The organism is Xanthomonas hawaiiensis, assembly GCF_031834635.1.
GTDB lineage: Bacteria > Pseudomonadota > Gammaproteobacteria > Xanthomonadales > Xanthomonadaceae > Xanthomonas_A > Xanthomonas_A sacchari.
The window spans coordinates 4,786,268-4,811,286 of the sequence record NZ_CP115873.1 but is presented as its reverse complement, the minus strand read 5'-3'; the positions used below and the strand labels follow the sequence as shown (position 1 = coordinate 4,811,286).

Sequence of the window (25,019 nt, the reverse complement as noted above, 5' to 3'; positions counted from 1 at the left end):
ACGCGATGGGTTTTTGCCGCGGTGCGCGGCACGAGAGAGACGACGATGCACATGGACCGTACCGACGACCGCCGCCACCGCCTGCTCGAGCCGCTCAAGCGCAGCCTGGCCGCGCTGTTGTGCTGCACCGTCACCTGGACCTCGCTGCCGCTGTACGCGCAGGTCGCACCGGTCGCCAATCCGGACGGACGCCAGCCCGGACAGCAGGCCGCCGCCAACGGCGTGCCGGTGGTCGACATCGTCGCTCCCAACGCACGCGGCGTCTCGCACAACCGCTACTCGCGCTTCGACGTCGGCAGCAACGGCCTGATCCTCAACAACAGCGCGCAGATCTCCAAGACCGAGCTGGGCGGCTATATCGCCGGCAACGACAACCTGAAGAACAGCGGCGCGGCCACGCTGATCCTCAACGAAGTCACCTCCACCACCAGCCGCCTGCAGGGCTATACCGAAATCGCCGGCGCCAAGGCGCAGTTGGTGATCGCCAACCCCAACGGCATCGTCTGCGACGGCTGCGGCTTCCTCAACACCTCGCGCGTCACCCTGGCCACCGGCACCCCGCTGCTCGGCGCCGATGGCGCCTTGAACGGCTTCTCCATCACCGGCGGCGCGCTGAGCATCGGCAGCAACGGCCTGGACGCGTACAACGTCGACCGCCTGGATCTGCTGTCGCGGCAGTTGAGCGTGAATGGCTCGGTGTGGGCCAAGGACCTGCTGGCCAGCGCCGGTGCGCAGCGCATCGGCTACGACGGCATGCTGCTGGAGGTGCTGCCCGGCAGCGACGGTGCACCGCCGGCGATCGGCATCGACGTGGCGTACCTGGGCGGCATGTATGCCGACCGCATCCGCCTGATCGCCACCGAGGCCGGGGTGGGCGTGGTCAGCCGCGGCACCCTGTCCGCGCAGAGCGGCAGTCTGCAGATCGACAGCGCCGGCCAGCTCAGCCTGGGCGGCACCGCGGTGGCCCGCGACGACGTCGACCTGCGCGCGGCCGGTACGCTGAGCCAGCAAGGCGTCCTCGGCTCGCAGCAGGCAGGCGTGCGCCTGCGCGCCGCGCAACTGGCGCTGAGCGGCGACACCATCGCGCATGGCCTGCTCGACGCCGCCGCCGGCGGCGCGCTGGCGCACAGCGGGCGCAGCAGCGCCGGCGCCATCACCCTGTTCGGTTCGGAACTGGACGCCGGCGGCAGCCTCTACAGCGGCGGCGATCTGGCGTTGAGCGCCAGCGGCGAGTTGCGCAGCAGCGGCAGCGCCTACGCCGGCGGCGCGGCGCAACTGCAGGCTGGCGCGGCCTGGCTGCAGCGCGGCGGCACCGTGCAGAGCGCCGGCAGCCTGGCGGTGCAGGCGGCGCGGATCGAGGCCGCCGGTGTGCTCGACGCCGGCGCCGGCCTCAGCCTGCGCAGCGATGCCGACATGCGCCTGTCCGGCCTTGCCCAATCCTGGCAGGACGCCAGCGTGCAGGCCGGCGGACGCCTGGACACGCTCGGCCAGCTCAGCGCCGGCGGGCGCCTGGACCTGGGCGCGGCGGCGATCGGCAATGCGGCCGGTGCGGTGGTCTCGGCCGGCGGCGACGTCGCGCTGGCGACGCCGGGCGCGCTCGACAACGCCGGCACCCTGTATGCCGGACGCGACCTGCGCATCGACGCGGCCAGCGTCGGCAACACCGGTGGCAGCTACGCCGGGCGCAACGCCACGCTCGCCACCACTGCGACGCTGCGCAACAGCGGCAGCCTGGTGGCCGGCGCGGCGCTGAGCGTGGACGCGGCGCAACTCCTCAGCAGCGGCGAACTCGGCAGCCAGGGCGGCAACGTCGCCCTGCGCAGCCGCGGCGACCTGGCCCTGGCCGGGCAGGTTGCGGCGAAGGGCGCGCTGACCGCGCAGGCTGGCGGCGCGCTGCTGCAATCGGGCACCCTGGGCGCAGGCAGCGCGCAACTGCAGGCGGTCGGCGACGCCACGCTGGACGGTGTGATCCGCACCGATGGCGATCTGCAGTTGAGCGCCGATGGCCAGCTGCGCAGCAGCGCCACCCTGGCGGCCGGCGGCAACGCCACGCTGCACGCGCAGGGTGCGTTGCTGCAGAGCGGGCAGGTGCAGACCGGCGGCGCACTGGCGCTGGACGGCGCCAGCATCGCCGAGGCCGGCGTACTCGACGCAGGCACGACCCTGGCCCTGCGCAGCGCCGGCGACCTGTCGCTGGCCGGCACGGTGCAGTCGCGTGGCGACCTCGCACTGAGCAGCGCCGGGGCGCTGCAGAACCAGGCGCAGGTCGTAGCCGGCGGCGCGCTCAGCGTCAGTGCCGGCAATCTGAGTAACGCCGCCGGCGCCAGCCTGTCGGCCCTGGGCGATGCCAGCCTGAGCAGCGCGACCGTGCTTTCCAACGACGGCCACCTGTACGCCGGTGGCGCGCTCGGCCTGCGCGCCGGCAGCCTCGCGCAGACCGGCTCGGCCAATGCCGGCACGACGCTGACGGTGAACGTCGATGGCGCCGTCGCCAACCAGGGCGATCTGGTCGGCGGTGACGATGTGCGGCTCGATGCCGGCAGTCTCGCCAGCAGCGGCCAGCTCGGCAGCCAGCGCGGACAGGTCGTGCTGAACAGCCGCGGCGACGTGCAACTCGATGGCGTGGTCGTGGCCGCCGGCGCCTTGAACGCGCAGGCGCTGGGGGATCTGCAGCAGCGTGGCAGCCTGCGTGCGGCCGGCGTACAACTCGCTGCCGGGGGCGACCTGGGCGTAGCCGGCACCGTGCAGAGCACCGACAGCCTGCAACTGCAGGCGCAACGTGCGCTGCGCGTGGACGGCCAGGCCAGCGCGAGCGGCGCGGTCGACGTCAACGCCGCCAGCGTCGCGCTGGGCAGTGGCGCCATCGTGCAGAGTGCGACCGCCCTGCAGCTGGACACCGCCGCGCTGGACAGCCAGGGCACGCTGGACGCGGGCACCGATCTACGCCTGCACAGCACGGGCGACATGCACCTGGCTGGCCTGGCCCAGGCCGGGCGCGACGTCGCGGTGCTGGCCGATGGCACCCTCGCCAACCAGGCCAAGGTGTTCGCCGGGCGCGCGCTGCAGCTCACCGCGGCCAGCGCCAGCAACCAGGCGCAAGGCCAGTGGCTCGCGCAGACGACGCTCGACGCCAACGTGCGGGGCATCTTCGACAACGCCGGTCTGGTGCAGGCCGGCCAGGCCGCGACCCTGACCGTGGGCAGCCTGCAGCAGAGTGGCCGCACCTATGCCGGCGACGCGTTGACCGTGCAGGCGGCCAACGCACTGACCAACAGCGGCGACCTGATCGGCAAGCACGATGTGGCGATCACCGCCGGCAGCGTGACCAGCAGCGGCCAGCTCGGCAGCCAGGATGGACAGCTCGGCGTCGTCAGCGCCGGCGATCTGCAAGTGACCGGCATCCAGATCGCCGGCACCGCGCTGCGCGTGCAGGCGGCGGGCGATCTGCTGCTCGGCGGCACCAGCAAGGCGCAGTCCGTGCAACTGGATGCAGGACGCGATCTGAGCATGGCCGGCACGGTGCAAAGTGCGTCGACCCTGCAGGCGCAGGCGCTGCGCACGCTGCAACTGGACGGGCAGGCGCTGGCCGGCGGTAGCGTGCAGTTGCGCGCTGCCAGCGTCGGCACCGGCAGCGCCGCGGTGCTGCAGAGCACCGCGGACATCGCCGTGGACGGCGGCAGCATCGACAGCCAGGGTGCGCTCGACGCCGGTACCGACCTGACCCTGCACAGTCAGGGCGCGTTGCGCCTGGCCGGCATCGCCCAGGCTGGCAACGACGTGCTGCTGAGCGCCGCGGGGGCGTTCGACAACAGAGCCCGTGTGGTGGCCGGACGCGATCTGCAGGTGCAGGCGGGCAGCGCGGTCAACCGCGTTGCCGGCACGCTGGCCGCCGGCCGCGGGCTGGATCTGCACGTCGATGGATTGCTCGACAACGCCGGCCTGCTGCGCGGCGAGCAGGCGCTGACCCTGCAGGCCGGCAGCCTGCAGCAAAGCGGCACGCTCTCCACCGGCCAGGCGCTGACGCTGCGCAGCAGCGGCGCGGTCGATAACCGCGGCAACGTGATCGCCGGTGGCGACCTGCTGGTGGACGTGGGCAACCTCAACAACAGCGGCCAGCTCGGCAGCCAGAACGGTCAGGTCACGCTCACCAGCCAGGGCGACCTGCAGCTGGGCGGCAGCGTGATCGCCGCGCAGGCATTGAATGCCACCGCGCTGGGCGACCTGCGCCTGGACGGCGTGGCCAAGGCGCGCGCGATCGCCCTGAGCGGGCGCGATGTCGGCGTCGCCGGTGCGTTGCAGAGCGCGACCAGCGCGACGCTGCAGGCGCAACGCGCGCTGCGCGTCGACGGCCAGGCCCTGACCACCGGCGATCTGCAATTGCAGGGCGCCAGCGTCGCCACCGGCAACGCGGCGGTACTGCAGAGCGCGGCCGGCGCCATCACCCTGCAAGGCGGCAGCCTCGACAGCCGCGGCACGCTCGACGCCGCCACCGATCTGGCCCTGCGCAGCGATGGTGCCCTGGCCGTGGCCGGCGTGGCCCAGGCTGGGCGCGACGTCGCGCTCGCCGCGGGCACCCAACTGGCCAATGCCGCGCAGGTGCTGGCCGGGCGCGATCTCACCATCAATGCCGCCGGCATCGCCAATGCCCAAGGCGGCAGCCTCGCCGCGAAGGGTGCGCTGGCCCTGACCACCGCCGGCACCCTCGCCAACGCCGGCACCTTGCAGTCCGGCCAGGCCATGACCCTGCAGGTCGGCGATCTGCAGCACAGCGGCCAGGCCTACGCCGGCGACACCCTGAGCCTGCGCGCCAGCGGCGCCATCGACAGCCAGGGCGAACTGATCGCCAGGCACGACCTGCAGCTCGACGCCGCGCGCATCGCCAGCACCGGCCAACTCGGCAGCCAGAGCGGCCAGGTGACACTGACCAGCCAGGGCGACCTGACGCTGGGCGGCACGGTGGCCGCGGCCACCCAGCTCAGCGCGCAGGCGCAGGGCGATCTGCTGCAGACCGGCACGCTCAGCGCGCAGGCACTGGACCTGCGCGCCGGCCGCGATCTGACCCTGGGCGGCCAGCTCGCCACGACGCAAGGCCTGCAGGCGCAGGCGCAGCGCGACCTGCAGGTGAACGCCAGCGTCAGCGCCGGCCAGGACGCCACCCTGCAAGCCGGCGGCGCCCTGCGCGGCGGCAGCCAGAGCGTGCTGCACAGCGCCGGCGCGCTGCGCCTGAACGGCGCGGCCATCGACAGCCAGGGCACCGTCGACGCCGGCACCACCCTGGCGATGACCAGCACGGGCGATCTCGCTCTCGGCGGCTTGGTGCAGTCCGCTTCAACGCTCGACCTCCGCGCCACCGGCGCCTTCGACAACGCCGCCCAGGTGGTCGCCGGCAGCGACCTGAGCCTCACCGCCGCCAGTGCCACCAACAGCGGCAGCGGCCTGCTCGCCGCCCTGGGCAACGGCACCTTCACCGTGAGCGGCCTGCTCAGCAACGCCGGCGCGCTGCGTGCGCGCCAGCGCCTGCAACTGGACGTGGGTTCGCTGCAGCAGACCGGCCGCAGCTACGGCGTGCAGCGCCTGGCGCTGACCGCCAATGGCGCCGTCGACAACCGCGGCGATCTGATTGCCGGCAGCGCCCTGCGCGTGCAGGCGGCCAGCGTCGCCAGCAGCGGCCAACTCGGCAGCGAAACCGGCGACGTGGCCCTGGTCAGCCAGGGCGATCTGAATCTCGGCGGCACCCTGGCCTCGGCCGGCGCCTTCAGCGCACAGGCCGGCGGCGCGCTCAACCAGAGCGGCGCCTTGAGCGCGGCGACCACGCTGCAACTGCAGGCGCATGGCGACCTGACCGTGGCTGGCACCCTCAACGCCAACCAAGTCCTGCTCGGCAGCGACGCCGGCGTGCTGCAGCAAGGCACCGTCAGCGGTGCGGACATCGCGCTGCAGGGCCAGCGCATCGACAACGCCGGGCAGACTCTGTCCAGCGGCAACCTGCGCCTGAGCGGCGACAACGTCGCCATCGGCGGTGTGGCGGCGGCGGGCGTGCGCGCCGATGGCAGCCTCGGCAACAGCGGCGTGCTGACCCTGCATGCCGATGGCACGCTCAGCGCCAGCGGCCGTCTGATCGCCGCCGGCAACCTCGCCGCCGATGCCACGCAACTCGCGCTGGCCGGCAGCACCGCCCGCGTCGGCGGCGACGTCGCGCTGACCGCGAGCGGCGACGTGGATCACCGCGGCGCCGACCTGCTGGCCGGCGGCCTGCTCACCGTGCGCGCCGGTGGCGCGCTGGACAACAGCGCGCTCAACGGCGTCGGCGGCACGCTGCAGGCGGCGGGCCTGGACCTGGGCGCAGCCACGTTGCGCAACGGCAGCGGCAGCCTGGTGCAGAGCGGAAGCGGCACCACCCGCATCGCCGTCACCGGTGCGTTCGACAACGGCAGCGGCCGCCTGGTCAGCAACGGCAGTGACCTGCAACTGGGCGCGGCGTCGATCAACAACGCGCAAGGGCGCATCGAACACGCCGGTAGCGGCACGCTCACGGTCAGCAGCAGCGGCGCCCTCGGCAATGCCGGCGGTCGCATCCTTACCCAGGGCCAGCTGCAGCTCAGCACCGGCAACACGCTCGACAACCAGGGCGGCGTCATCGCGGCGGCCGGCGATGCCAGTGTCACCGCGGCCGGCCTGGGCAACGTCGGCGGCAGCGTTTCCGCCCGTGGGCTGAACCTGCAACTGGGCAGCGGCGCGCTCGACAACCGCAGCGGTGTGCTGCAGGCCGCTGGTGGCAGCCTCGTGCTGCGCGCCGACAGCGTCGACAACCGCGGCGGCACGCTGCAGGCGGTGAGCGTCAACGGTGCCGGTGGCGACCTGCGCGCCGATCTGGCGCATGCGCTGACCAATGACGGCGGCCTGCTCGGCGCCAGCAGCGATCTCACCCTCGGCGCAGAGAACGTCAGTAACGCCGCCGGCACCGTGCAGGCCGGTCGCGACCTCGCGCTGACCGCGCGCGGCCAGCTCGACAACCACCAGAGCGGCCGCATCGGTGCCGCCCGCGATCTCAGCGTCGCCGTCACCGGCGCGCTGCTCAACAGCGGCGGCCAGCTCGACAGCGGCAACGCCATGACCCTGTCCGGTGGCCGCATCGACAACAGCCAGGGCAGCATCGTCAACAACGGCGGCGGCCTGATCCGGCTCACCACCGGCGGCGACTTGCGCAACGTCGGCGGCAGCCTGGGCGGGCGCGGCAGCGTGGTGCTCGACGCCGCCAGCATCGCCAACGGCAGCGGGCAACTGGTGGCCGGCGGCGACCTGATCGCCAACACCAATGCGCTCGACAACCAGGGCGGCAGCGTCTACGCCGGCGGCAGCATGCTGCTGCAGCGGGGCGGCGCCACGCTCGACAACCGCAACGGCAAGATCAAGGCCGAGCAGGCGGTGCGCCTGAACTTGCAGAGCCTGAGCAACAGCGGCGGCCAGATCGGCGCCGGCAGCAGCGCTGGCGGCGCGGGCGATGTGGTCATCGACACCGTCGGCTTCGACGGCGGCGGCAGCATCCTCGGCCAGAACCTGCTCGACCTCACCATCCGCAGCGACTACACCCACCGCGCCGGTGCCGACATCAGTAGCAACGGCGACTTCCGCCTGGCGGTGGGCGGCAACTTCGTCAACGCCTCGACCCTGCAGGCCGGGCGCAGCCTCGGCGTCAACGCCAGCAACATCAGCAATCTTGCCGGCGCCAGCATGCGTTCGGGCAACGTGCAGTTGAACACCGGCGGCAGCGTCAGCAACGCCGGCGACATCTCCGCCAGCGGCAACCTGCAGGTCACCGCCGGATCGGTAGCAAACACCGGTAGCCTGGTCGGCGGCAACGTGCTGGTGGATACCGGCACCCTGGTCAACGGTGCCGACCTGGGCGGCGCCACCGACAACGCCACCTATGGCAGTGCGCTGATCGGCGCCACCAGCGGCATGACCCTGCTGGTGCGCGACCAGTTGGTCAACCGCGACGCGAAGATCTTCAGCCTCGGCAACATCGCCATCGGCGCCGCGCGCGACGGCAGCGGCACGCTCATCGCGCGCACCGGCACGCTGGACAACGTGTCCGGCAGCATCGAGGCCGATGGCAGCATCCTGATCGGGGCCAATCAGATCAATAACCGGCGGCGGGTACTCAATACCAAGACCGGCCCGCTGTCGGATGCGGACAAGGCCGCGGCCAATGCGGCGATGCCGAGCGAGCTGATTGAAGCGCGCAGCATCAAGATGCCGGCCAATACCTCGGCGCGTTTCCCGTACCAGGGCAAGCAGCCGGGCGTCTATCGCGAGTACTCGGTGGAGGAGCGCGAGAGCCTGCTTGCTGCCAGCGCCGAGGGTCGTATCGTGGCGGGCGGCAATATCGCCCTGTCCGGCAGCGTGACCAACAACGTGTCGACTATCGCCGCTGCAGGTGCGTTGATGGTCAATCAGCGCGGTGTCGGCGGCATGGCCGACGGCATGATCACGGGCGGCGAGTCCGTGGCGAACCAGGCGCTGGCGCTCAAGCAGGTGGTGAAGCAGTCGGACGTGGAGTACGTCGTCAAAGGCGTGGTCGACGACTGCGCGCAGACTTCCAACGGCAAGCGCATGGTGTGTTACTACGACACCGAAGAAAAGCCGATTTCCTCGACGACGGTCGACTCCAGCTACATCGCCCTCGCCGCCAACATGACCGGCGGCCAGGGCGTGGCGATCAGCGGCGCCACCATCAGCAACGGCGCGGTCGGCAGCGACGGCCGCAGTATCGGCGGCGCGTCCTTCAACGCCACTCAGGGCGGGGCCCTGAACCGGTACGGCACGATGAGCGCCGACAGCGCTGGTGGTATCGCCGTGCAGGCGCAGACCGCTGCGACGCCCACCAAAGCCAACGTCGGCAACCACATCGCCACCGCCAGCCTGGGTGCCATCCGCATCGACGACGGCCAGGCCACCCTGGCCGGCGGCAGCAACGCCAATGCATCCCAGGTCCAGGCCAGCGGCGTGCAGGCCCAACTCGGCGGTGCCGGCAGCGGCAGCCGCAGCCAGGTTCAGGCCGGCACCGCGCAGGCGGTGCTGACCGCCGGCAGCGTTCCCACCCAGTACCAGCAGATCGACCCGGGCACCGGCCAGGTGCCGCAGGTGGTCGGTGGCGTCGGCGCGCCGCTGGGCAACATCGTGCTGCCGATGGGCGGGCTTTACCGCCTGGTCGGCAGCAACGGCGCCAGCGTCAACACGCTGGGCCGGGCCGCCAACGGCCTGGGCGGAGTCAAGGCCAACACCAGCGCCCCCGGCCGCCGCTATCTGATCGAGACCGATCCGCGCTTCGTCGACTACGACAACTTCATCAGCAGCGACTACCTGTTGGACAAGCTCGGCGTCGATCCGCAATGGACCCAGACCCGTCTGGGCGACGGTTTCTACGAACAGCGCCTGGTGCTGGACCAGATCACCCAGCTCACCGGCCGCCGCTACCTGGGCAACTACGCCGACGGCGTGGCCCAGTACCGCGCACTGCTCGATGGCGGCGTGGCCGAGGCCGGCACCCTGCACCTGAGCGTGGGCGTGGCGCTGACCGCCGATCAGGTCGCCGCGCTGACCCACGACATCGTGTGGATGGTCGAACAGGAGTACCAGGGCCAGAAGGTGCTGGTGCCGGTGGTGTACCTGTCGTCGAAGACCGCGCTGACCCTGCGCAGCGATGGCGCGCTGCTGGCCAGCGACAACGGCGACGTCTCCCTCAACGCTACGGCCGGCCTGAGCAACACCGGCACCATCAGCGGCGCCAATGTCAGCGCCAACGTCGGCAACTTGCTCAACCAGGGCCGCATCGTGTCCAGCGGCACCGTGCAGTTGCAGGCCAATCAGGACCTGCTCAACCTCGGCGGCCAGATCGCCGGCCGCGACGTGCTGCTCAGTGCCGGTCGCGACCTGACCAGCACCACCCGCGACGCCCTCGCCGGCGGCGACCTGCGTTCGGGCATCACCGCCGGCAACAACCTGCTGCTGCAGGCCGGCCGCGACCTCAGCCTCACCGGCACCACCGTGCAGGCGGGCAACAGCGCGGCGCTGCTGGCGGGCAACAACCTCACGTTGCAGCCGACCGCCCTGCGCAACGAAGGCGGGTTGATGCGCGGCGGCGATGGCACCAGCCTGACCGTCGGCAACAACCTGTCCCTGCAGGCCGGCAACGACCTGCAACTGCACGGTGTGGCGATCGCTGCCGGCGGCGACGCCGCACTGCAGGCCGGCCACGACCTGTCGCTGACCCCGGTCACCGACGCCAACGGCAAGGCCACGGTGCGCACCAGCATCGCCACCGGCGGCAGCCTGCAACTGGCCGCCGGCAACGACCTCACCATCCGCCAAGCGCAGGTGAAGGCCGATGGCAACCTGATCGCCGCGGCCGGGCACGACCTCAACGTGACCTCGGTGCTGGGCGACAGCCGCAGCGTCACCGACCAGACCCGCCAGGGCAAGACCAGGGTCGTCACCACCACGACCACCCAGGACATCGACCAGCAGGCGCTCACCGCTGGCGGCAACCTGGTGCTCAGCGCCGGCCACGACGTCAACCTGACCGCTGCCAAGCTCGACGCCGGCAATGGTCTGGCCGTGGTCGCCGGCAACGACCTCAACAGCACCACGCTGACCACGGTCGACAGCAGCACCACCCTGGAGACGCGCAAGCGCTTCAAGCAGACCACCCGCACCCGCGACGAGACCGTCCACGGCAGTGAGTTCACCGCTGGCGGCGACATCGCCCTGCAGTCCGGCCACGACGTGAACCTGACCGCGGCCAAGGCGTTCACCGAGACCGGTGCGCTGGCCGTGTCCGCCGGCAACGACGTCAATCTGCTTGCCGAGCAGGAGCAGCACGACGCCGTGCAGGACATGCAGAAGAAGAAAACCGGCTTCCTGTCCAGCAAGACCACGACCACGCATGACGAGTGGCACGACAGCACCGCCGTGGCGACCACGCTCAGCGGCGACACCGTGCAGATCGCCGCCGGCCACGATCTGCTCTCGCAAGGTGCGCAGGTTGCCGGCACCGGCAACGTGGTGGTGGCCGCCGGCAACGACCTGACGCTGGAGACGGCGCAGAACACGCATAGCGAGGAGCACGACAAGAAGGTCAAGAAGACCGGTCTGTATAGCGGCGGCGGCTTCAGCGTCACCCTGGGTGCGAGCAAGCAGACCAACACGCTCGACACCACCGAGGTGAGCCAGAGCGGTAGCCTGGTGGGCAGCACCGACGGTTCGGTCACGCTCACCGCCGGCAATGCCGTGGCGATCACTGGCAGCGACGTTCTGAGCAAGGCAGGCACCGCCATCGTCGGCAAGGACGTCACCATTGCCGCGGTCGAGAACCGCGTGGATACGGTGCAAACGTCCAAGCAGCAGAGTGCGGGGATCACCCTTGGATTGACCGGTGGCTTGGTCGATGCGGCGCAAACCGCGTATGGGGCGGTCAAGCGTGGCTCGGACGTAGACGACGATCGGCTCAAGGCGCTTTACGCGGCGAAGGCCGGTTACGCGATCGGCGATGCGGCTGGTCTGGCCAGCAACGGCCTGAAGGGTTACAACGGCGAAGCAGTTGCCGGCAACATGACGAAAACCGGAGAGGCGTCAGCCGATGGTGCCCAGGGAGCGGCCAATGCCACCGGCGTGAGCCTGCGCATCGGCATCGGTGCCAGCAGCTCGTCCAGCAAGACGACGACCCACGAAGAGACCACCGGCGGCAGCCGCATCCTCAGCGACGGCAATGTGACCATCGCGGCCACGGGCGGCGATCTCAACGTCATCGGCAGCAAGATCGCCGGCGACAACGTCGCATTGGCGGCGGCGAACAACCTGAACCTGCTGAGTCAGCAGGAAACCAACACGACCAGGTCGGAAAACAAGAACGCCGGCGGCGAGATCGGTGTCAGCGTCGGCGCAACGACCGGCTACTACCTGACCGTGTCGGCCGGCAAGGGCAACGCCAAGGGCAACAGCAACCTCCACACCGAAAGCGTGGTCACGGCCAACGACACGCTGACCTTGGCCAGCGGCAACGACACCACGATCAAGGGTGCGCAGGCGATCGGCGACACCGTGCTGGCCAAGGTCGGCGGCGACTTGCTGATCCAGAGCGAGCAGGACACCAACGACTACAAGAGCAAGCAGCAGCAGGCCAGCCTGACCCTGGCGACCGGCTCCGGGAGTGGTGGCAGCTACAGCCAGCAGAAGGTCAACAGCAGCTATACCAGCGTCAAGGAGCAAAGTGGCATCCAGGCGGGCAATGGCGGATTCGATATCACCGTCGGCGGCGACACCCATCTCATTGGCGCCGCAATCGCCAGTGCCGCCGACGCTGACAAGAACCGTCTGTCCACCAACGGTTTGACGGTGGAGGACCTGCAGAACAAGGCCGAGTACAAGAGCAGTGGCGTGTCGGTCGGCGGTGGGACCGGAAGCAGCATGGTCAGTGTTGCCGCGCGTACCGGGCTGAGCATGCTGGGTAACAGCAGCGACAGCAGCAGTAGCACCACCAAGAGTGACATCGCCGCTGGCACGGTGGAGGTGCGCAACGGCGATACCGCAGCGCTGTCTGGCCTGGACCGCAAGGCCACCGAGTTGCAGCAGTCGGGCCTGAAGGAAATCTTCGACGAGAAGAAGCTGGCAGAGCAGAAGGAGTTGGCCGCCGTGGCGGGCGAGGTCGGGTTCCGTGCTGCTGGCGATGTTGCGTCGGCGATGCAACTTAAGGCGCAGCAGGATTTGATCAATGCGCCGGACGAGGAGACGCGAAAAGCGGCGCAAGCCCGTCTTGAGTCGTGGAGCGATGGGGGAGCGAACAAGATACTGCTGCATGGCTTGACGGGCGCCGCCGTCGCTGCACTGGGCGGTGACGGCGCGCTGCAAGGTGCTGCAGCCGCTGCTGGCGCTGAAGCTGCCAAGAGCGCGATGTCGGACTATCTGGTCGCCCACGGGGTGACGGACAAGGAAACGTACAACGCCTTAATGGAGTTGGGCAGCGCGGCGATCGGCGGTGTGTTGGGTCGACAGGACGGAGCCAACACGGCGCTATCGGGCGATCGATTCAATCGACAGTTGCATCCGGAAGAGGTGACCTGGATCCGTCAGAACGCTGCGGCATTCGCGTTCCAGGAAGGAATCAGCGAGGAGGAAGCGAAGCGTCGCCTGACGGTGGAAGCGGCAGCGCGCGTGGATGCAAAGATCAACGGGCTTATTGGCAACACCAATGTCGATGAGAGTGCGCAAGCATTCCTCAGTACCAATACCAACGATTATGCTGGGGAGCGTGCGTTCCAGGCGACCGACGCCGAATACAACAACTTCCATTTTTACGGAAACGAGCTGGCATCCAGTCCGGACAACTTCCTCACGGTCTACAACAGCCTCTACCAGGCCGGTATTCGCAAGGATACCCTGCAGGCGAACTACAACCCCGAATTGCTGACGTTTGCGCAGACGCAGATCGGGGCGTCAGGGCGGGGTGCGCTAGCTGTTCCGGGGGCAGGAATGCTGTTAGGTGTTGCGGTTGAAGCCGTACCTGCCCTGGTGACTGCCTGCCTCAGTAATCCATATGCCTGCAACTTGATGGGTATCGGAGCCGTGGAGATAGCTTCAGGTGGCGCAACGGGGGGCCATAGCCTCACTCCGGTTCTTCCATCTGGCGGCGTAGCGACCGTTGTTGAAGAGGGCATTGGAAGGACAATTGGTAGTACGCTGAGCCGCGCGGAGACCGGGATCGAGTGGGGTAAAGGAATTAAAGGGCAGGGTATGCCTTGGGAGAATTATCTCGCGACTCAACTGCCTGCAGAATCACGGCTCCCTCAGAACTTCAAGACATTTGACTTCTTTGACGATGTCACCGGGTTTGCTATGAGTGCCAAAACGCTAGATACGACAACAGCTGCGAAGGTCGCGAATCCAGCACAGGTTTATTCTTCTCTTAAGTCAAACATTGATGCAATCAAGGATTTTAGTAAATATGGGCTAAGTGGCGTTTCGCTGAAATCGAGCCAAATAGCGACTCGCGAATTGCAAGTGGCCATACCTTCCAATACAACTGCGGAGCAGTGGACTGAAATAAGCAGAGCTATTGAATATGGGAAAAACAATGGTGTAATAGTAAAAATATTTGAGGTAAAGTAAAATGAGTGATGTTAAGATAATATTTAGAGCAAATGCAAAAATAAATAATGAATTCATTTCCATTGAGACTTACTCGGGATATCGTAGCGCTCGGGCAGATTACAAGGGCAATATCTATGTGTTATCGCCGGATGTCGGCGACGTGGAATTGGGTGAGGCAGTTGTCGGCGCGCTTTCAAAAAGTAGATTTGTTCTGGCAGAGCCGCGAGAAGGGTTATTTGTCCGACCGGAAGTTGAATTTGACAAAAAACTATATGACATTCAACACATAAAACAACACTATGAAAATTGGGTTAAAAATATGAGCGAGATGTTTAATTATAAAAATCGGAAGTCACTATTTAAGGGCATGAAAAATTGTGACATTGAAAAATTCGATCATAAAATATCAATCACTCCAAGTAAGCACGAAAAACTTGAAGGGTGGAGCGGCGAGGGGATATCTGATAATGATTGTGTAACATTGAATGATGATGCCACGCCGGGCGAGATCGGCGCCGGTCTGCGACTGGCTTTCAGTCGTTGTATATAAGATAAAATTAGCATCCATAATTATCAGCTAGGAACGGGAAAATCCATGCCTGTGAGCAATGTTTCGCGCAAAAAATGGCGTAGTTGCGGTCTTGGTCGATAGTTTAGGCTGATGCATAAATTCAGTTCTCCGGAAGTTATTTGAAAAAATAGCTGGCCGGGTCGCAAAAAATCTAGCGGCTGATCGCCAAGCTCGACGCCGGCAATGGCCTGGCCGTGGTCGCCGGCAACGACCTCAACAGCACCAGCCTGACCACGGTCGATACAAGTACCACCGTAGAAACGCGCAAGCGCTTCAAGCAGACCACCAGCACCCGCGATGAGACCGTCCAAGGCACCGAGTTCACCGCCGGCGGCGACATCGCCCTGCAGTCCGGCCAAGACGTGAACCTGACCGCGGAACGCCGGCGGCGAGATCGATGTGAGCGTTGGCACCACCACTGGCGTCTACCTGACTGCATACGCCGGCAAGGGCAGTGCCAAGGGCAATAGCGAACTGCATACCGAAAGTGTGGTCACGGCCAAGGACACGCTGATCCTGGCCAGCGGCAACGACACAACGATCAAAGGCGCACAGGCGATCGGCGACAAAGTACTGGCCAAGGTCGGCGGCGACCTGCTGATCCAGAGCGAGCAGGATACCAACGACTACAAGAGCAAGCAGCAGCAGGCAGGCGTGCAATTGGTCTACGGCTATAGCACCGGGGGCAACGCCAGCGGCTATTACAGTCAGCAGAAGATCGACAGCAGCTACACCAGCGTCAAGGAGCAGAGCGGCATCCAGGCTGGTAACGGTGGGTTTGACGTGACCGTTGGCGGCGACACGCACCTGATCGGCGGCGCCATCGCCAGCACGGCCGATGCCGAGAAGAACCGCCTGACCACCAATAGCCTGACGGTCCAGGACGTGCAGAACAAGGCGGAGTACCAAGCCAGCAGCGTCGGTGTTAGCTCGGACATGGCGTCCAGTGCGACGAAGGCAGCGCTTGGAGCCGCCCTGAGTCTGGCTGGAGGTCAGAACGGCAACACCACCAGCGTCACCAAGAGCAGCGTCTCCGCAGGGACGATCGAAGTTCGCAACGGAGACGACTCGGCGGTCGCAAACCTGGATCGTAACGCGACTGAGCTGCAGCAGTCGGGTCTGAAGCAGATCTTCGACGAACGTAAAGTCCAAGATCAAATGGAGATGGCCAAGGTCGCGGGGGAGGTTGGCTTCCGCACGGTTGGAGCCATTGGAGATGCGCTGACCAGCAAATACAAGGACGCCGCACTCGTTGCGGATGGCGCTAAAAGGCAATTGAAGCGTGACGACCTGACTCCGGAGCAGCGTGCCCTAATCCAGCAGAACCTGGACACTGCCAAAGCCACCATGGCGGCGTACCAGGAGCAAAACGATCTCTGGAAGGACGGCGGAACCGGCAAGACGCTGATGCACGCCGTGGCGGGTGCGGTCGCTGCGAGCCTTGGTGGCGGAAACGCGATGCAAGGCGCGCTAGGTGCGGGCGCCGCAGAACTTGCGCGCCCTCTTACCGAGGGTGAATCGAAACTTGTGCAGAACCTGGTCAGCGCGTTGGTCGGCGGAGTCGCCGGTGGCGAGACTGGTGCCGGCGTTGCTGTGGATGGAGAGAACTTCAACCGGCAGCTGCATCCGGACGAGCTGAAGAAGATCAATGCCAATGCTGGCACGTTCGCAGCGATGGAATGTGGCGATGCATGCACACCACAACAGGTGGAAGCCGCACGACAGCGCCTGATCGTCCAGGCCATGCGTCAAACGGACAGCCGTTGGAACGACATCCTTGGCATGGGCGGGTTAGTCGCCCAGGATGGAAACGCGCTCAGTTTCCTAGACGCTCTCAAGCAGAGTAAGCCCGGCTACACAGATTTCTCTGCCGACTGGGCGCAGTACAACGATCACTCGATGTTCGCCGACGCCTTGCGCGGTACACCAGCGCTTGATCAGGTTTACGGCGCAGTGCTGCGCACGGCAACTAGTCAGGACGACCAGCGCCACTTGCTGCAGGCGCTTAACCGCACGGATGCTGGCTGGACGGATGACTATGTCCATGGTGTCTTGAACCGAGACGCATGGGCCATCGGGACGACCTTCACTGGCGATGTTGGGTTCGTCGCGGATGTAACGCACAAGCTGGCGACGGGAGATGCAAAGGGCGCTCTCAGTGCGGTCGCTGGCGCCGTGGTGCCGTCCAAGGTCGGTGAGTTGGGCGGAATCGTTGCCGGCAAGGCTGTCACCATCATCAAGGAAGCGTTGAATTCAACCAAGGGCGCTTCTGATTCAGTGCTGCCGTTGGTGGTGAAGGAGACTGCAACGACTGGTACCACGGGGATGTACTCACTGAAGTGGCGTTGTTGAAGCCAGAGGCGCCTAACCCGAACAGCGTGGTGGATGTGCCCAGAGGTAATGGAATCGATACCTCTGGTTTGGCTGGCTTCCCTGAAGTGCCTGCTGGCTACAGTACGTTGAAGTCTGGAGGAGCGGCCGCGAATGAAACGGGTGGGTTGCCTGATGGATTTAGGCGCATTGTCAATGCCGATGGCGAAGTTGTAATACAGAGTTCGTCTGGAAAAATATATCCATCCGATAACTCAATACACATAGCAGATCACGAAAGTGCTGTTTTAGATTTGGCGAATTTTAGAGAAGATATAGGGTTGCCTAAGTCCGGCTCTGCCGCTGACAGGAGTACTCTTGCCGTTATCGAGGTTGACGGAAAGAAAATATATGGAATAAATGCCCATGGTACGGAAGTTAGTGGTGTTAATTCAATATCAAAAACTCATGCGGAGATTGATGCTTTAAACCAGATAAAAACTATGAAGATTGATGTCAGCGGTCAGAGCCTAACTTTGTACGTCGATAGACAACCATTTACGGCTTGTGGACAAAATGGGGGCATTCGATCTATGGTTAGGCAGCTGGGTCTTTCTGAACTGAAAGTTGTGGGCCCTGATGGAATTGTTATTATAAGGCCGTGACATGATTATCTCAATCGACTCTAGAAATGGAACAATGAATAATGAGAATATCTTTGAAACGGAGGATTTTGAAAAAGTTTTTGAACTGGTAGATCGACTGGATGGTAATAGGCATACGCTGGTTTCTATCGAAAAGTCAGATGGGTCTCAGATGTTAGTCGGAGGAGGAGCGGGAAAATATATCGTGACTATGACTTCCTCTGACTTCAAAAATTTCCATCTTGAAAATGGAGAAAAAAAGGGCGGTCTTGTAGAAATTTGTGCTGGTGGGCAGTTTGGCGAATACGACAAAAATATGGTTGTTTCCATTGATTTGGTGAAATCTGCGATAAAGCAGTTTTTTGGCAGAACAACGCCGAACTTAAGCTGGGTCAGCGACTAAGGTAATTGGGCGTCATATGCTGCTACCAAGCGCAGTAGCCAAGTCGCGTAAAGCCGACGGCAGGTGCTGCCGCAGGTGGTCTGCGGCGACGGCGCGCCGCTGGGCAAAGGTGTACAAGTGAATTTATATTACTCCCGTGCTTGGTCTAAATCTGAAAAAATTCCTTTGGAAATTTATTCGAAGGAAGTCGCCGAAAGTCGGCATGAGCAACGTGAGCCATACACAGTGCTGGTCAATTCGGCTTCCTCTCCGTCAGCGTTTGCAGAGATTTTTTTAAAAAAAGGATTTGTTTGCGTCGGCTTTCTGGACAATTTACTTAGGGAATATATCTCGTATCAATTCAAGCTCATTGAAGGGGGGTGTTGGTTCTTGGTAATGGCGGTTTATAGAAACTATATTGCCGAAGCACAGGAAATTACGGCTGCTGACACTTATATTTTTAAACCAGAAGGTGATCTTTTTATTAGGCGGGATAAGTTCAATCCTCGCGAGTCTGAGGTTGCGAATTCAAAATTCAATCCTGATAAAAACTACGAGAAATTTTCTGAATTCGGTGACTACCAAGGAATTTTTAAAATAGAAAGATGAATCGGACGTGCCTAGGGGTACTGACATCGATAACTCTGGTTTGGCTTACTTCCCGGAGTGTCTCCAGGCTACTTTGAAAGCTGGGAACAAGGGGGGTGATGAATTTTCTGAAGAAAAGCTTGCTGAATTATTTGGGAGTAAGAAATGAGCATTTCCCTTTTCGAAATTTCCCTAAGAGAAATATTTAATTTTACGGAAGTGGGCTCAGTTGTATTGGCCTGCATGGGCGGAAACGTAAAATCCACGGTCGACTATGATTCATTTTTTTCTCTTTCCCTGGAGGAGCAAGAAATTTCAGTTGGGATTGAGGTTATATACTCTAGTATTGGTTACAAAACTTTAATTAATGGCGTCTGCTGCGTTGATTTGTACGGCGAGTCACTTGGGGAGTTCGCCTCTCGCATTTCTAGCGCTCTAAAAACAGAAGTCGTAATCGGGGACTACATTATGGATGTTGAAATGGCTACAGGTAGCTATATCGTATATTATCCAGATGGATCATTTAGGCATGCTTATGAAATAAAAAATGGCGATGGTGTATTTGATGTAACTGTCGCAGATTAGGGGTGGTATCTGTACGAGCCACGGATCCGCGTGTGGCTGATTAACATATCCATAGATTGGCGTACTTCTCCTCGATTTGACCGCTTTAGGTCTTGAGGTGCTGAAAATCCATTTTAAATGCGCGCGTGCATTATCGCTGTTATTGATGCCTTCTCGGTTTTAGGTAGCACAGTGCTTTAGAGGTGCTAGACGAAGCCGCACCGTCGCCGACCAGACCCACCAGGGCAAGACCAAGGTCGTCACGACCACCACGACCCAGAACATCGACCAGCAGACGCTTATCGCCGGCGGCAACTTGGTGCTCAGCGCCGGCCACGACTTGAACCTGACTGCGGTCAATGCATTCACTGACAAGGGCGCACTGGCTTTGTCCGCCGGCAACGACGTCAACCTGCTCGCCGAGCAGGAGCAGCACGATGCCGTGCAGGACATGCAGAAAAAGAAAAAGGGCTTCCTGTCCAGCAAGACCACGACCACGCATGACGAGTGGCACGACAGCCTGGCCGTCGGCACCTCGCTGGACGCTGGCAGCGTGCAGATCAAGGCAGGCAACGACATCGCCGTGGTCGGCTCGACCGTGCTGGCCCAGCAGGACGCGCGCCTGGTGGCAGGCAACGACGTGGCCATCGTCTCGGCGCAGGACCAGAGCGGCGAGGCGCACAGCAGCGCCCAGAAGAAGTCCGGCTTCAGCGCCAGCTTCTCCGGCGGCGTGGCTAGCCTCGGCTATGGCAAGTCGCGCAGCAGCAGCGACAGCAGTACCGAGAGCACGACCCAGGTGGCCTCGGCGGTCGGTGCCAAGAACGGCAATCTGCTGATCAGTGCCGGCGATCAACTGACCATCGGTGCCTCCGACGTCGCCGCCGGCAAGGATCTGACCCTGGCGGCCAAGGACATCGCGTTGCTCGCGGCCCAGGACACGGTGGACAACCAGTCCAATCAGTCGAGCAAGTCCAGCGGCTTCTCCATCGGCGTGACCTACGACCCGGCCGCGGCGTATCGCAGCGCACGCGATTCGGCGACCAGCAACATGCCCGACAGCGGCTCGACCATGGGCAAGCTCAGCCGTCGCGCCGAGGGCGACACGGCTGGCACCGCGGCCGCACTCACGCCGGTGGTGATCCAGGCCGGATCGCACAGCTCCACTGCCGGTCAGAACGACAGCACCAGCACCGCGCGGGTGAGCCAGGTCAGCGCCGGGGGCAACCTGACCCTGCTCGCCAGCGACGGCTCGATCACCAGCCAGGGCACGCAACTGTCGGCCGAGGGCAACGCGCTGTTGCTGGCGAGCCAGAACATCGACCTGGGCGTGGCGCATACCACCGAGTCCAGCGGCAACGATAGTCGCGGCAAGGGCTGGAGCTTCAACAATGCGGCGGGCCTGCCGTTCGGCAACTACAACCTGAAGGGCAACGGCAACGGCCAGAGCGACACCATCACCGGCACGCAACTGTCGGTGGGCGGCAACGCCAACCTGAGCACGACCAAGGGCGACATCACCCTGACCGCCAGCAATGTCGCGGCAACGGGCGATGTGACCATGCATGCCGCGGGCGACCTGACCATCCAGAGCGGGCAGGACACCGCCGGCAACGCCAACGTCTCGGACAACAAGGCCATCGGCACGGTGGTCATTTCCGACACCGAGCGTTTCTCCGGCTATCACACCGAGAAGCGCCGCGACGACAACGCCACGGTGACGCAGGTGGCCAGCAGCGTCGGCAGCCTGGGCGGCAACGTCAACCTGAGCGCGGGCGGCACCTACACGCAACCCTGCAGGCGAACTACAACCCCGAGTTGCTGACGTTTGCACAGACGCAGATAGGATCCTCTGGCCGGGGCGTGCTGGCGCTCCCTGCCACAGGGCTCGTAGTTGGCGGTGGAGCTGCCGTCGGCGTCGTGGCGACCCCGGCCGCTATAACGGCATGCTTTGCAAATCCAATTGCCTGCAATGCACTGGCAGTGGGGGCAGCAGATGTTCTCCTTGGCGATGCTATGGGGGGGGCATAGCATCGGCAGTGCCGCGAGCTTCGCAGAGCGAAAGGCTGCACAAGTTGTTGCAGGTGCTGCGGAAAAGGTGGCCCTCAGAGAAGGGGCTAAGTTGGGAGGCGCTCCGCTAGAATTGGCACTAACAAGTGATGCTGCACGATCGGCAAAGTTATTGGAGAAAGATGCGGAAATAGCTAAAGCCGGTAACGGAGAGGGCTTGTTTCTCAAAGAAAACATTGGCCCTTACGAGCCGCCAAGTAAAGTTATGGGGCAGTCAACTGAAATTTCCTGTGTCGCAGCAAGTTGTCGAATGGCTGCAAATCTCGATGACATTCCAGAGTTCTATGTGCGGGGCGCTATTAACACCGATCATAGTGGCGCCTGGCTTTCAGATATGCCAAATGGGTTGCGCGATCTTGGCTTTAAAGGCTCTGCGGAATATTTGTCAGGTGCAAGTATTGATAGAATAGCCGAGGCGGCAAATGGGAGTTCTTCAGTTATCGTAAATGTTAGAACTTCTGGTGGCGGCCTCCATGCTATCGTTGTTGATTCCATCGATAGCGGACGTGCGTACATTCGAGATCCATGGCCTCTAGGCACTGGTTCTTCCTACTCTGTTCCTGTAAACGATCTGAGGGAAGTTCTGGGTAAAGCTTCTAAAACTGGCGAGAAGTTAGGAGGTATCGTAATAATAACGCCGGAGGTAAAAAAATGACTGTTACAAGAAATAGATTTAAGTGTGACTTATTTAGTTTTGAGGTGGTGGCATCGGAAAGGCTCAAGCTGATAGGGGTATGCGATAAAAATTTTCGGTACAAGGATGGTGGTTGTCAGGGATACTTTGGAGTTAAAATTGAAAGAATTAATTTGGTCAGAATTTTGATCGATTTACGATCTCTTGGCATCAACTGTTTCAGTGTTCCCCACTGTTATAAAGAGAAGAGATTGCTTGGTAAATCGGAATGTTTGCACTTCGCAAAAAAACACGCTTCTTCTATCGGTGCAAACGTTGCAGAAGAAGGGGTTTTATTGTCTCCTGACCTCCCTCTTTATCAAACATTTAATATTGTCGATAGTTGTCTAGAGAAGGCTGGAGGGGTTGTTCGCGTAGATAGATTGGATGGGCACATTTGGACATTGCTGGAATTTGAAGAGTACATGTACGATTTCAATGGGTTGCTTGTCTGACTTTATCAGCTCAACCACGGCCGCATCGTCTCCGGCGGTACCGTGGCGTTGCAGGTCAGTCAGTATCTGCTGAACTCCGGCGGCCGGATCGCCGCCGGGACGAGCTGCTCAGTGCCGGCCGCGACCTGACCAGCACGACCCGTGACGCCCTCGCCGGCGGCGACCTGCGTTCGGGCATCACGGCCGGCAACAACCTGCTGCTGCAGTCCGGCCGCGACCTCAGCCTCACCGGCACCACCGTGCAGGCGGGCAACAGCGCTGCGCTGCTGGCGGGCAACAACCTCACGCTACAGCCGACTGCGTTGCGCAATGAGTCGGGCCTGACGCGTGGTGGCGATGCAACCAGCCTGACCGTCGGCAACAACCTGTCAAGGAGGGCATCACGAGCGGCACGGCAGCAGCCCGCAGAGCCGAAACTCTCAAGCAGTATGCTTCGCCCCTGACCAGCAGGAAGCCCCACGCGATGACCGACACCCCCACCATCCCCATCCTTTCCACCACCGAAGCCCGCGCACTCGGCTGCCTGATCGAGAAGGAGGCGACCACGCCGGATGCCTATCCGCTCACGGTCAATGCGACGGTGGTGGCGGCCAATCAGAAGACCTCGCGCGAGCCGGTGATGTCGTTGAGCCCGGGGGATGTGCAGCACGCACTGCGGCAACTGGAGGGGCGTGGCCTGGTGCGGCAGCAGTTCTCTTCGCGCGCCGAACGCTACGAGCATCGGCTGGCTGCGGCATTGGATCTGACCCAGCAACAGGTGGCCTTGCTCGGCCTGCTGCTGTTGCGTGGTCCGCAGACCGCCAATGAGTTGCTGACGCGCGCCGAGCGCATGGCGCGCTTCGCCGATGCGGACGATGTCAGGCATCAGTTGGAACGGCTGGCGCAGCGCCAGTTGGCGGTGCAGTTGCCGCGTGCCAGCGGGCAGCGCGAGGACCGCTACATGCATCTGCTCACCGGTCCGGTGGATGCGGAGGCGTTGGCGGCCACGTTCAAGGCGCGGCCGGCGGCGTCGGGGAATGACGAGTTGGAAAGCCGGGTGCAGGCGCTGGAAGCCGAGGTGGCGGAGTTGCGCGAGATCGTGGCGCAGTTGCAGGCGCAGCACGGTGCCGAGTGACGCGGTGCGGGTGTCCTCTAGAGGAGCCTCCTGTAAACACGGAGGTTCATGTGTAGGAGCGGCTTCAGCCGCGATGTGCCCTACCGGGTATGCCTGTCGCGGCTGAAGCCGCTCCTACAATCGCTAAGACAGATCCCGCTACGTCACGACAAAAGCGCATTGCTAAAAGCACTTGGTAACACGCCAAGTCGCTCATCGAACGCAGCGGCCTGCGATTGCAGGATCACCCCACCTCCACCTGCGGAATTACCGCCAGCATATCGGTCACGCCGACATCGGCACCCGCCTGGCTGAGCAGGGTGGTCGCCTGGCCTCGATGGTGAGTCTGGTGATTGAAGAAGTGCAGCAGCAGGTCGCCGAAGCACCGGCCGTGCGATTCGCCGCGGGTGTTGCGATAGCGCAGCGCCACATCGAGGTCGTCCGGCTGCAGTTCCGTCATCCATGCAGCGATCGTCGCATCCAGGGACTCGCGCTGCGTCCGCAGGTCCGCCAGGCAGTCGGCCTGCGGCGCATCCAGGGCGGTCGGGACTGGTTTGGCGGCAATGGCCTGCAGCGCCGGGTGGCGTGCCGGATGCTGGGCAAAGCGCTGCAGCCAGATCGTGTCGGCGACCACCAGGTGGTTGAGCGTGCCCAACAACGATCCGAAGAAGGCGCCGCGCGGCTCGGCGATGGCGGCGTCCGGCAGGGTCGCGGCCGCGGCGTAGAGGCGCTGGTTCATCCATTGGCTGTAATCGGCGAACAGCCGCAGTGTGTGCAAGCTGTCCATGCTCAGGCGTGCTCCTGGGGCGCATGCAGTTCGCACAGATAGAGCTCGACCTCGGCCGCTTCCGGGCTCAGCCGCACGCGCCCATGGGCGACGAAGCCCAGCGCGGTGAGCAGCCGCAGCGAGCGCGCATTGCCCGGGGATACGATCGCGTAGACGCGCGGCAGCGCCACTACGGTGCGCGCGTACGCCAGCACCGCGCGCGCGGCCTCGCTGGCGTAGCCGTGGCCTGCATAGGGTTGCAGCAGGGCATAGCCCAGGTCGGGCGCGGGCAGGGTCGGCCGCAGGACCAGTCCGGCCACACCAATCCAGGCGCCGTCGTCGCGACGCTCAACGGCATACAGGCCGAAGCCGTGCTCGGCGTAGCTGCGCACCGAGCCGTCGGCGAGATAGCGGCTGGCCTGCGCTTCGTCGCGCACGCCGCGGTCGCCGATGTGCGCCAGGAAGCCGGGGTCGTTGAGCAGGGCCAGCATCGGCGCGGCGTCGCGCTCGGGGTCCAGTCGGCGCAGCAGCAGGCGCGCGGTCTCGATCACGGTGGACATGCGGCGCTCCTGCGGGTGGAGCGGCCAGCGTGGCGCCGCGGCAGCGGCTTGGCAAGCGGTGCCTTCGGCAGCGACTCGCGACGCAGACGCACCGCTGCGGTGGGTCTGGAACCGCGAAACATCCCTGCGCAAAGGCCGCCGCACCCGACATCCCGGTCACGCATAACAAACGTCTAGTTAACAGCTTCACATGGGGTGCCG

Annotated in this window: 14 protein-coding genes and 2 pseudogenes; 13 read left to right on the top strand and 3 right to left on the bottom strand. The window is 63.9% G+C overall.

Translation table 11 applies throughout. The features are described from left to right. Positions 1-51: 51 nt before the first annotated feature. Together PG878_RS20490 and PG878_RS20485 are read left to right on the top strand one after the other, a co-directional pair. Positions 52-14,088, top strand: a pseudogene (locus tag PG878_RS20490) (hemagglutinin repeat-containing protein); the annotation flags it as partial. A gap of 76 nt (positions 14,089-14,164) precedes the next feature. After that, positions 14,165-14,695 (top strand): contact-dependent growth inhibition system immunity protein, encoded by a 531-nt coding sequence (locus PG878_RS20485; protein ID WP_209030053.1) that lies wholly within the window; start codon positions 14,165-14,167, stop codon positions 14,693-14,695. Between the two features lie 23 nt (positions 14,696-14,718). Here the strand turns inward: PG878_RS20485 and PG878_RS20480 are convergent, their stop codons facing one another. Next, on the bottom strand, positions 14,719-15,075 hold the full coding sequence (locus PG878_RS20480) for a hypothetical protein (protein WP_209030054.1): 357 nt from the start codon (positions 15,073-15,075) through the stop codon (positions 14,719-14,721). Between the two features lie 16 nt (positions 15,076-15,091). Here PG878_RS20480 and PG878_RS20475 point away from each other — a divergent pair. The 11 genes and pseudogenes from PG878_RS20475 to PG878_RS20435 all read left to right on the top strand — a co-directional run. After that, positions 15,092-17,068: pseudogene (locus PG878_RS20475) on the top strand (hemagglutinin repeat-containing protein); the annotation flags it as partial. Then, positions 17,056-17,691, top strand: a complete 636-nt coding sequence (locus PG878_RS20470) for a deaminase (RefSeq protein WP_209030056.1) — start codon at positions 17,056-17,058, stop codon at positions 17,689-17,691. The pseudogene PG878_RS20475 and the gene PG878_RS20470, both read left to right, overlap by 13 nt. A 34-nt stretch (positions 17,692-17,725) precedes the next feature. After that, on the top strand, positions 17,726-18,073 hold the full coding sequence (locus PG878_RS20465; RefSeq protein ID WP_311185999.1) for a hypothetical protein: 348 nt from the start codon (positions 17,726-17,728) through the stop codon (positions 18,071-18,073). Positions 18,074-18,136: 63 nt separating this feature from the next. Then, positions 18,137-18,661: a hypothetical protein gene (locus tag PG878_RS20460; RefSeq protein WP_209030058.1), complete on the top strand. Its 525-nt coding sequence runs from the start codon at positions 18,137-18,139 to the stop codon at positions 18,659-18,661. A gap of 144 nt (positions 18,662-18,805) precedes the next feature. Continuing rightward, positions 18,806-19,225: a hypothetical protein gene (locus PG878_RS20455; RefSeq protein WP_209030059.1), complete on the top strand. Its 420-nt coding sequence runs from the start codon at positions 18,806-18,808 to the stop codon at positions 19,223-19,225. Positions 19,226-19,523: 298 nt separating this feature from the next. Beyond that, positions 19,524-21,026 carry a hemagglutinin repeat-containing protein gene (locus PG878_RS20450; RefSeq protein WP_311185998.1) on the top strand — a complete coding sequence of 501 codons (1,503 nt, stop codon included), beginning with the start codon at positions 19,524-19,526 and terminating at the stop codon, positions 21,024-21,026. A gap of 147 nt (positions 21,027-21,173) precedes the next feature. Further along, a complete protein-coding gene (locus PG878_RS20445; RefSeq protein ID WP_311185997.1) occupies positions 21,174-21,926 on the top strand; it encodes a cysteine peptidase family C39 domain-containing protein in 753 nt (250 codons plus the stop codon). Beyond that, on the top strand, positions 21,923-22,399 hold the full coding sequence (locus PG878_RS20440) for a hypothetical protein (protein WP_209030061.1): 477 nt from the start codon (positions 21,923-21,925) through the stop codon (positions 22,397-22,399). Before PG878_RS20445 ends, PG878_RS20440 begins: the two co-directional genes overlap by 4 nt. A 42-nt stretch (positions 22,400-22,441) precedes the next feature. Further along, complete coding sequence (locus tag PG878_RS20875) at positions 22,442-22,528, top strand: hypothetical protein (protein WP_425611792.1); 87 nt, start codon at positions 22,442-22,444, stop codon at positions 22,526-22,528. Continuing rightward, positions 22,504-22,842: a hemagglutinin repeat-containing protein gene (locus PG878_RS20870; RefSeq protein WP_209030285.1), complete on the top strand. Its 339-nt coding sequence runs from the start codon at positions 22,504-22,506 to the stop codon at positions 22,840-22,842. The genes PG878_RS20875 and PG878_RS20870 overlap by 25 nt, the downstream gene beginning before the upstream one ends. Positions 22,843-22,862: 20 nt before the next feature. Beyond that, entirely contained in the window at positions 22,863-23,513 is a 651-nt protein-coding gene (locus PG878_RS20435) for a YceH family protein (protein WP_209030062.1), read from the top strand. Positions 23,514-23,736: 223 nt separating this feature from the next. Here PG878_RS20435 and PG878_RS20430 read toward each other — a convergent pair whose 3' ends face one another. Continuing rightward, complete coding sequence (locus PG878_RS20430; protein ID WP_209030063.1) at positions 23,737-24,279, bottom strand: DinB family protein; 543 nt, start codon at positions 24,277-24,279, stop codon at positions 23,737-23,739. Between the two features lie 2 nt (positions 24,280-24,281). After that, a complete protein-coding gene (locus PG878_RS20425; protein ID WP_209030064.1) occupies positions 24,282-24,818 on the bottom strand; it encodes a GNAT family N-acetyltransferase in 537 nt (178 codons plus the stop codon). Positions 24,819-25,019 lie beyond the last annotated feature (201 nt).

What these genes read in the sequence shown, in the direction of transcription:
- PG878_RS20485 (WP_209030053.1), top strand. Translation starts at nt 14,165, where the DNA reads ATGAGTGATGTTAAGATAATATTTAGAGCAAATGCAAAAATAAATAAT.
- PG878_RS20465 (WP_311185999.1), top strand. Translation starts at nt 17,726, where the DNA reads ATGAATAATGAGAATATCTTTGAAACGGAGGATTTTGAAAAAGTTTTT.
- PG878_RS20455 (WP_209030059.1), top strand. Translation starts at nt 18,806, where the DNA reads ATGAGCATTTCCCTTTTCGAAATTTCCCTAAGAGAAATATTTAATTTT.
- PG878_RS20445 (WP_311185997.1), top strand. Translation starts at nt 21,174, where the DNA reads ATGCACTGGCAGTGGGGGCAGCAGATGTTCTCCTTGGCGATGCTATGG.
- PG878_RS20440 (WP_209030061.1), top strand. Translation starts at nt 21,923, where the DNA reads ATGACTGTTACAAGAAATAGATTTAAGTGTGACTTATTTAGTTTTGAG.
- PG878_RS20435 (WP_209030062.1), top strand. Translation starts at nt 22,863, where the DNA reads ATGACCGACACCCCCACCATCCCCATCCTTTCCACCACCGAAGCCCGC.
- PG878_RS20430 (WP_209030063.1), bottom strand. Translation starts at nt 24,279, where the DNA reads ATGGACAGCTTGCACACACTGCGGCTGTTCGCCGATTACAGCCAATGG.
- PG878_RS20425 (WP_209030064.1), bottom strand. Translation starts at nt 24,818, where the DNA reads ATGTCCACCGTGATCGAGACCGCGCGCCTGCTGCTGCGCCGACTGGAC.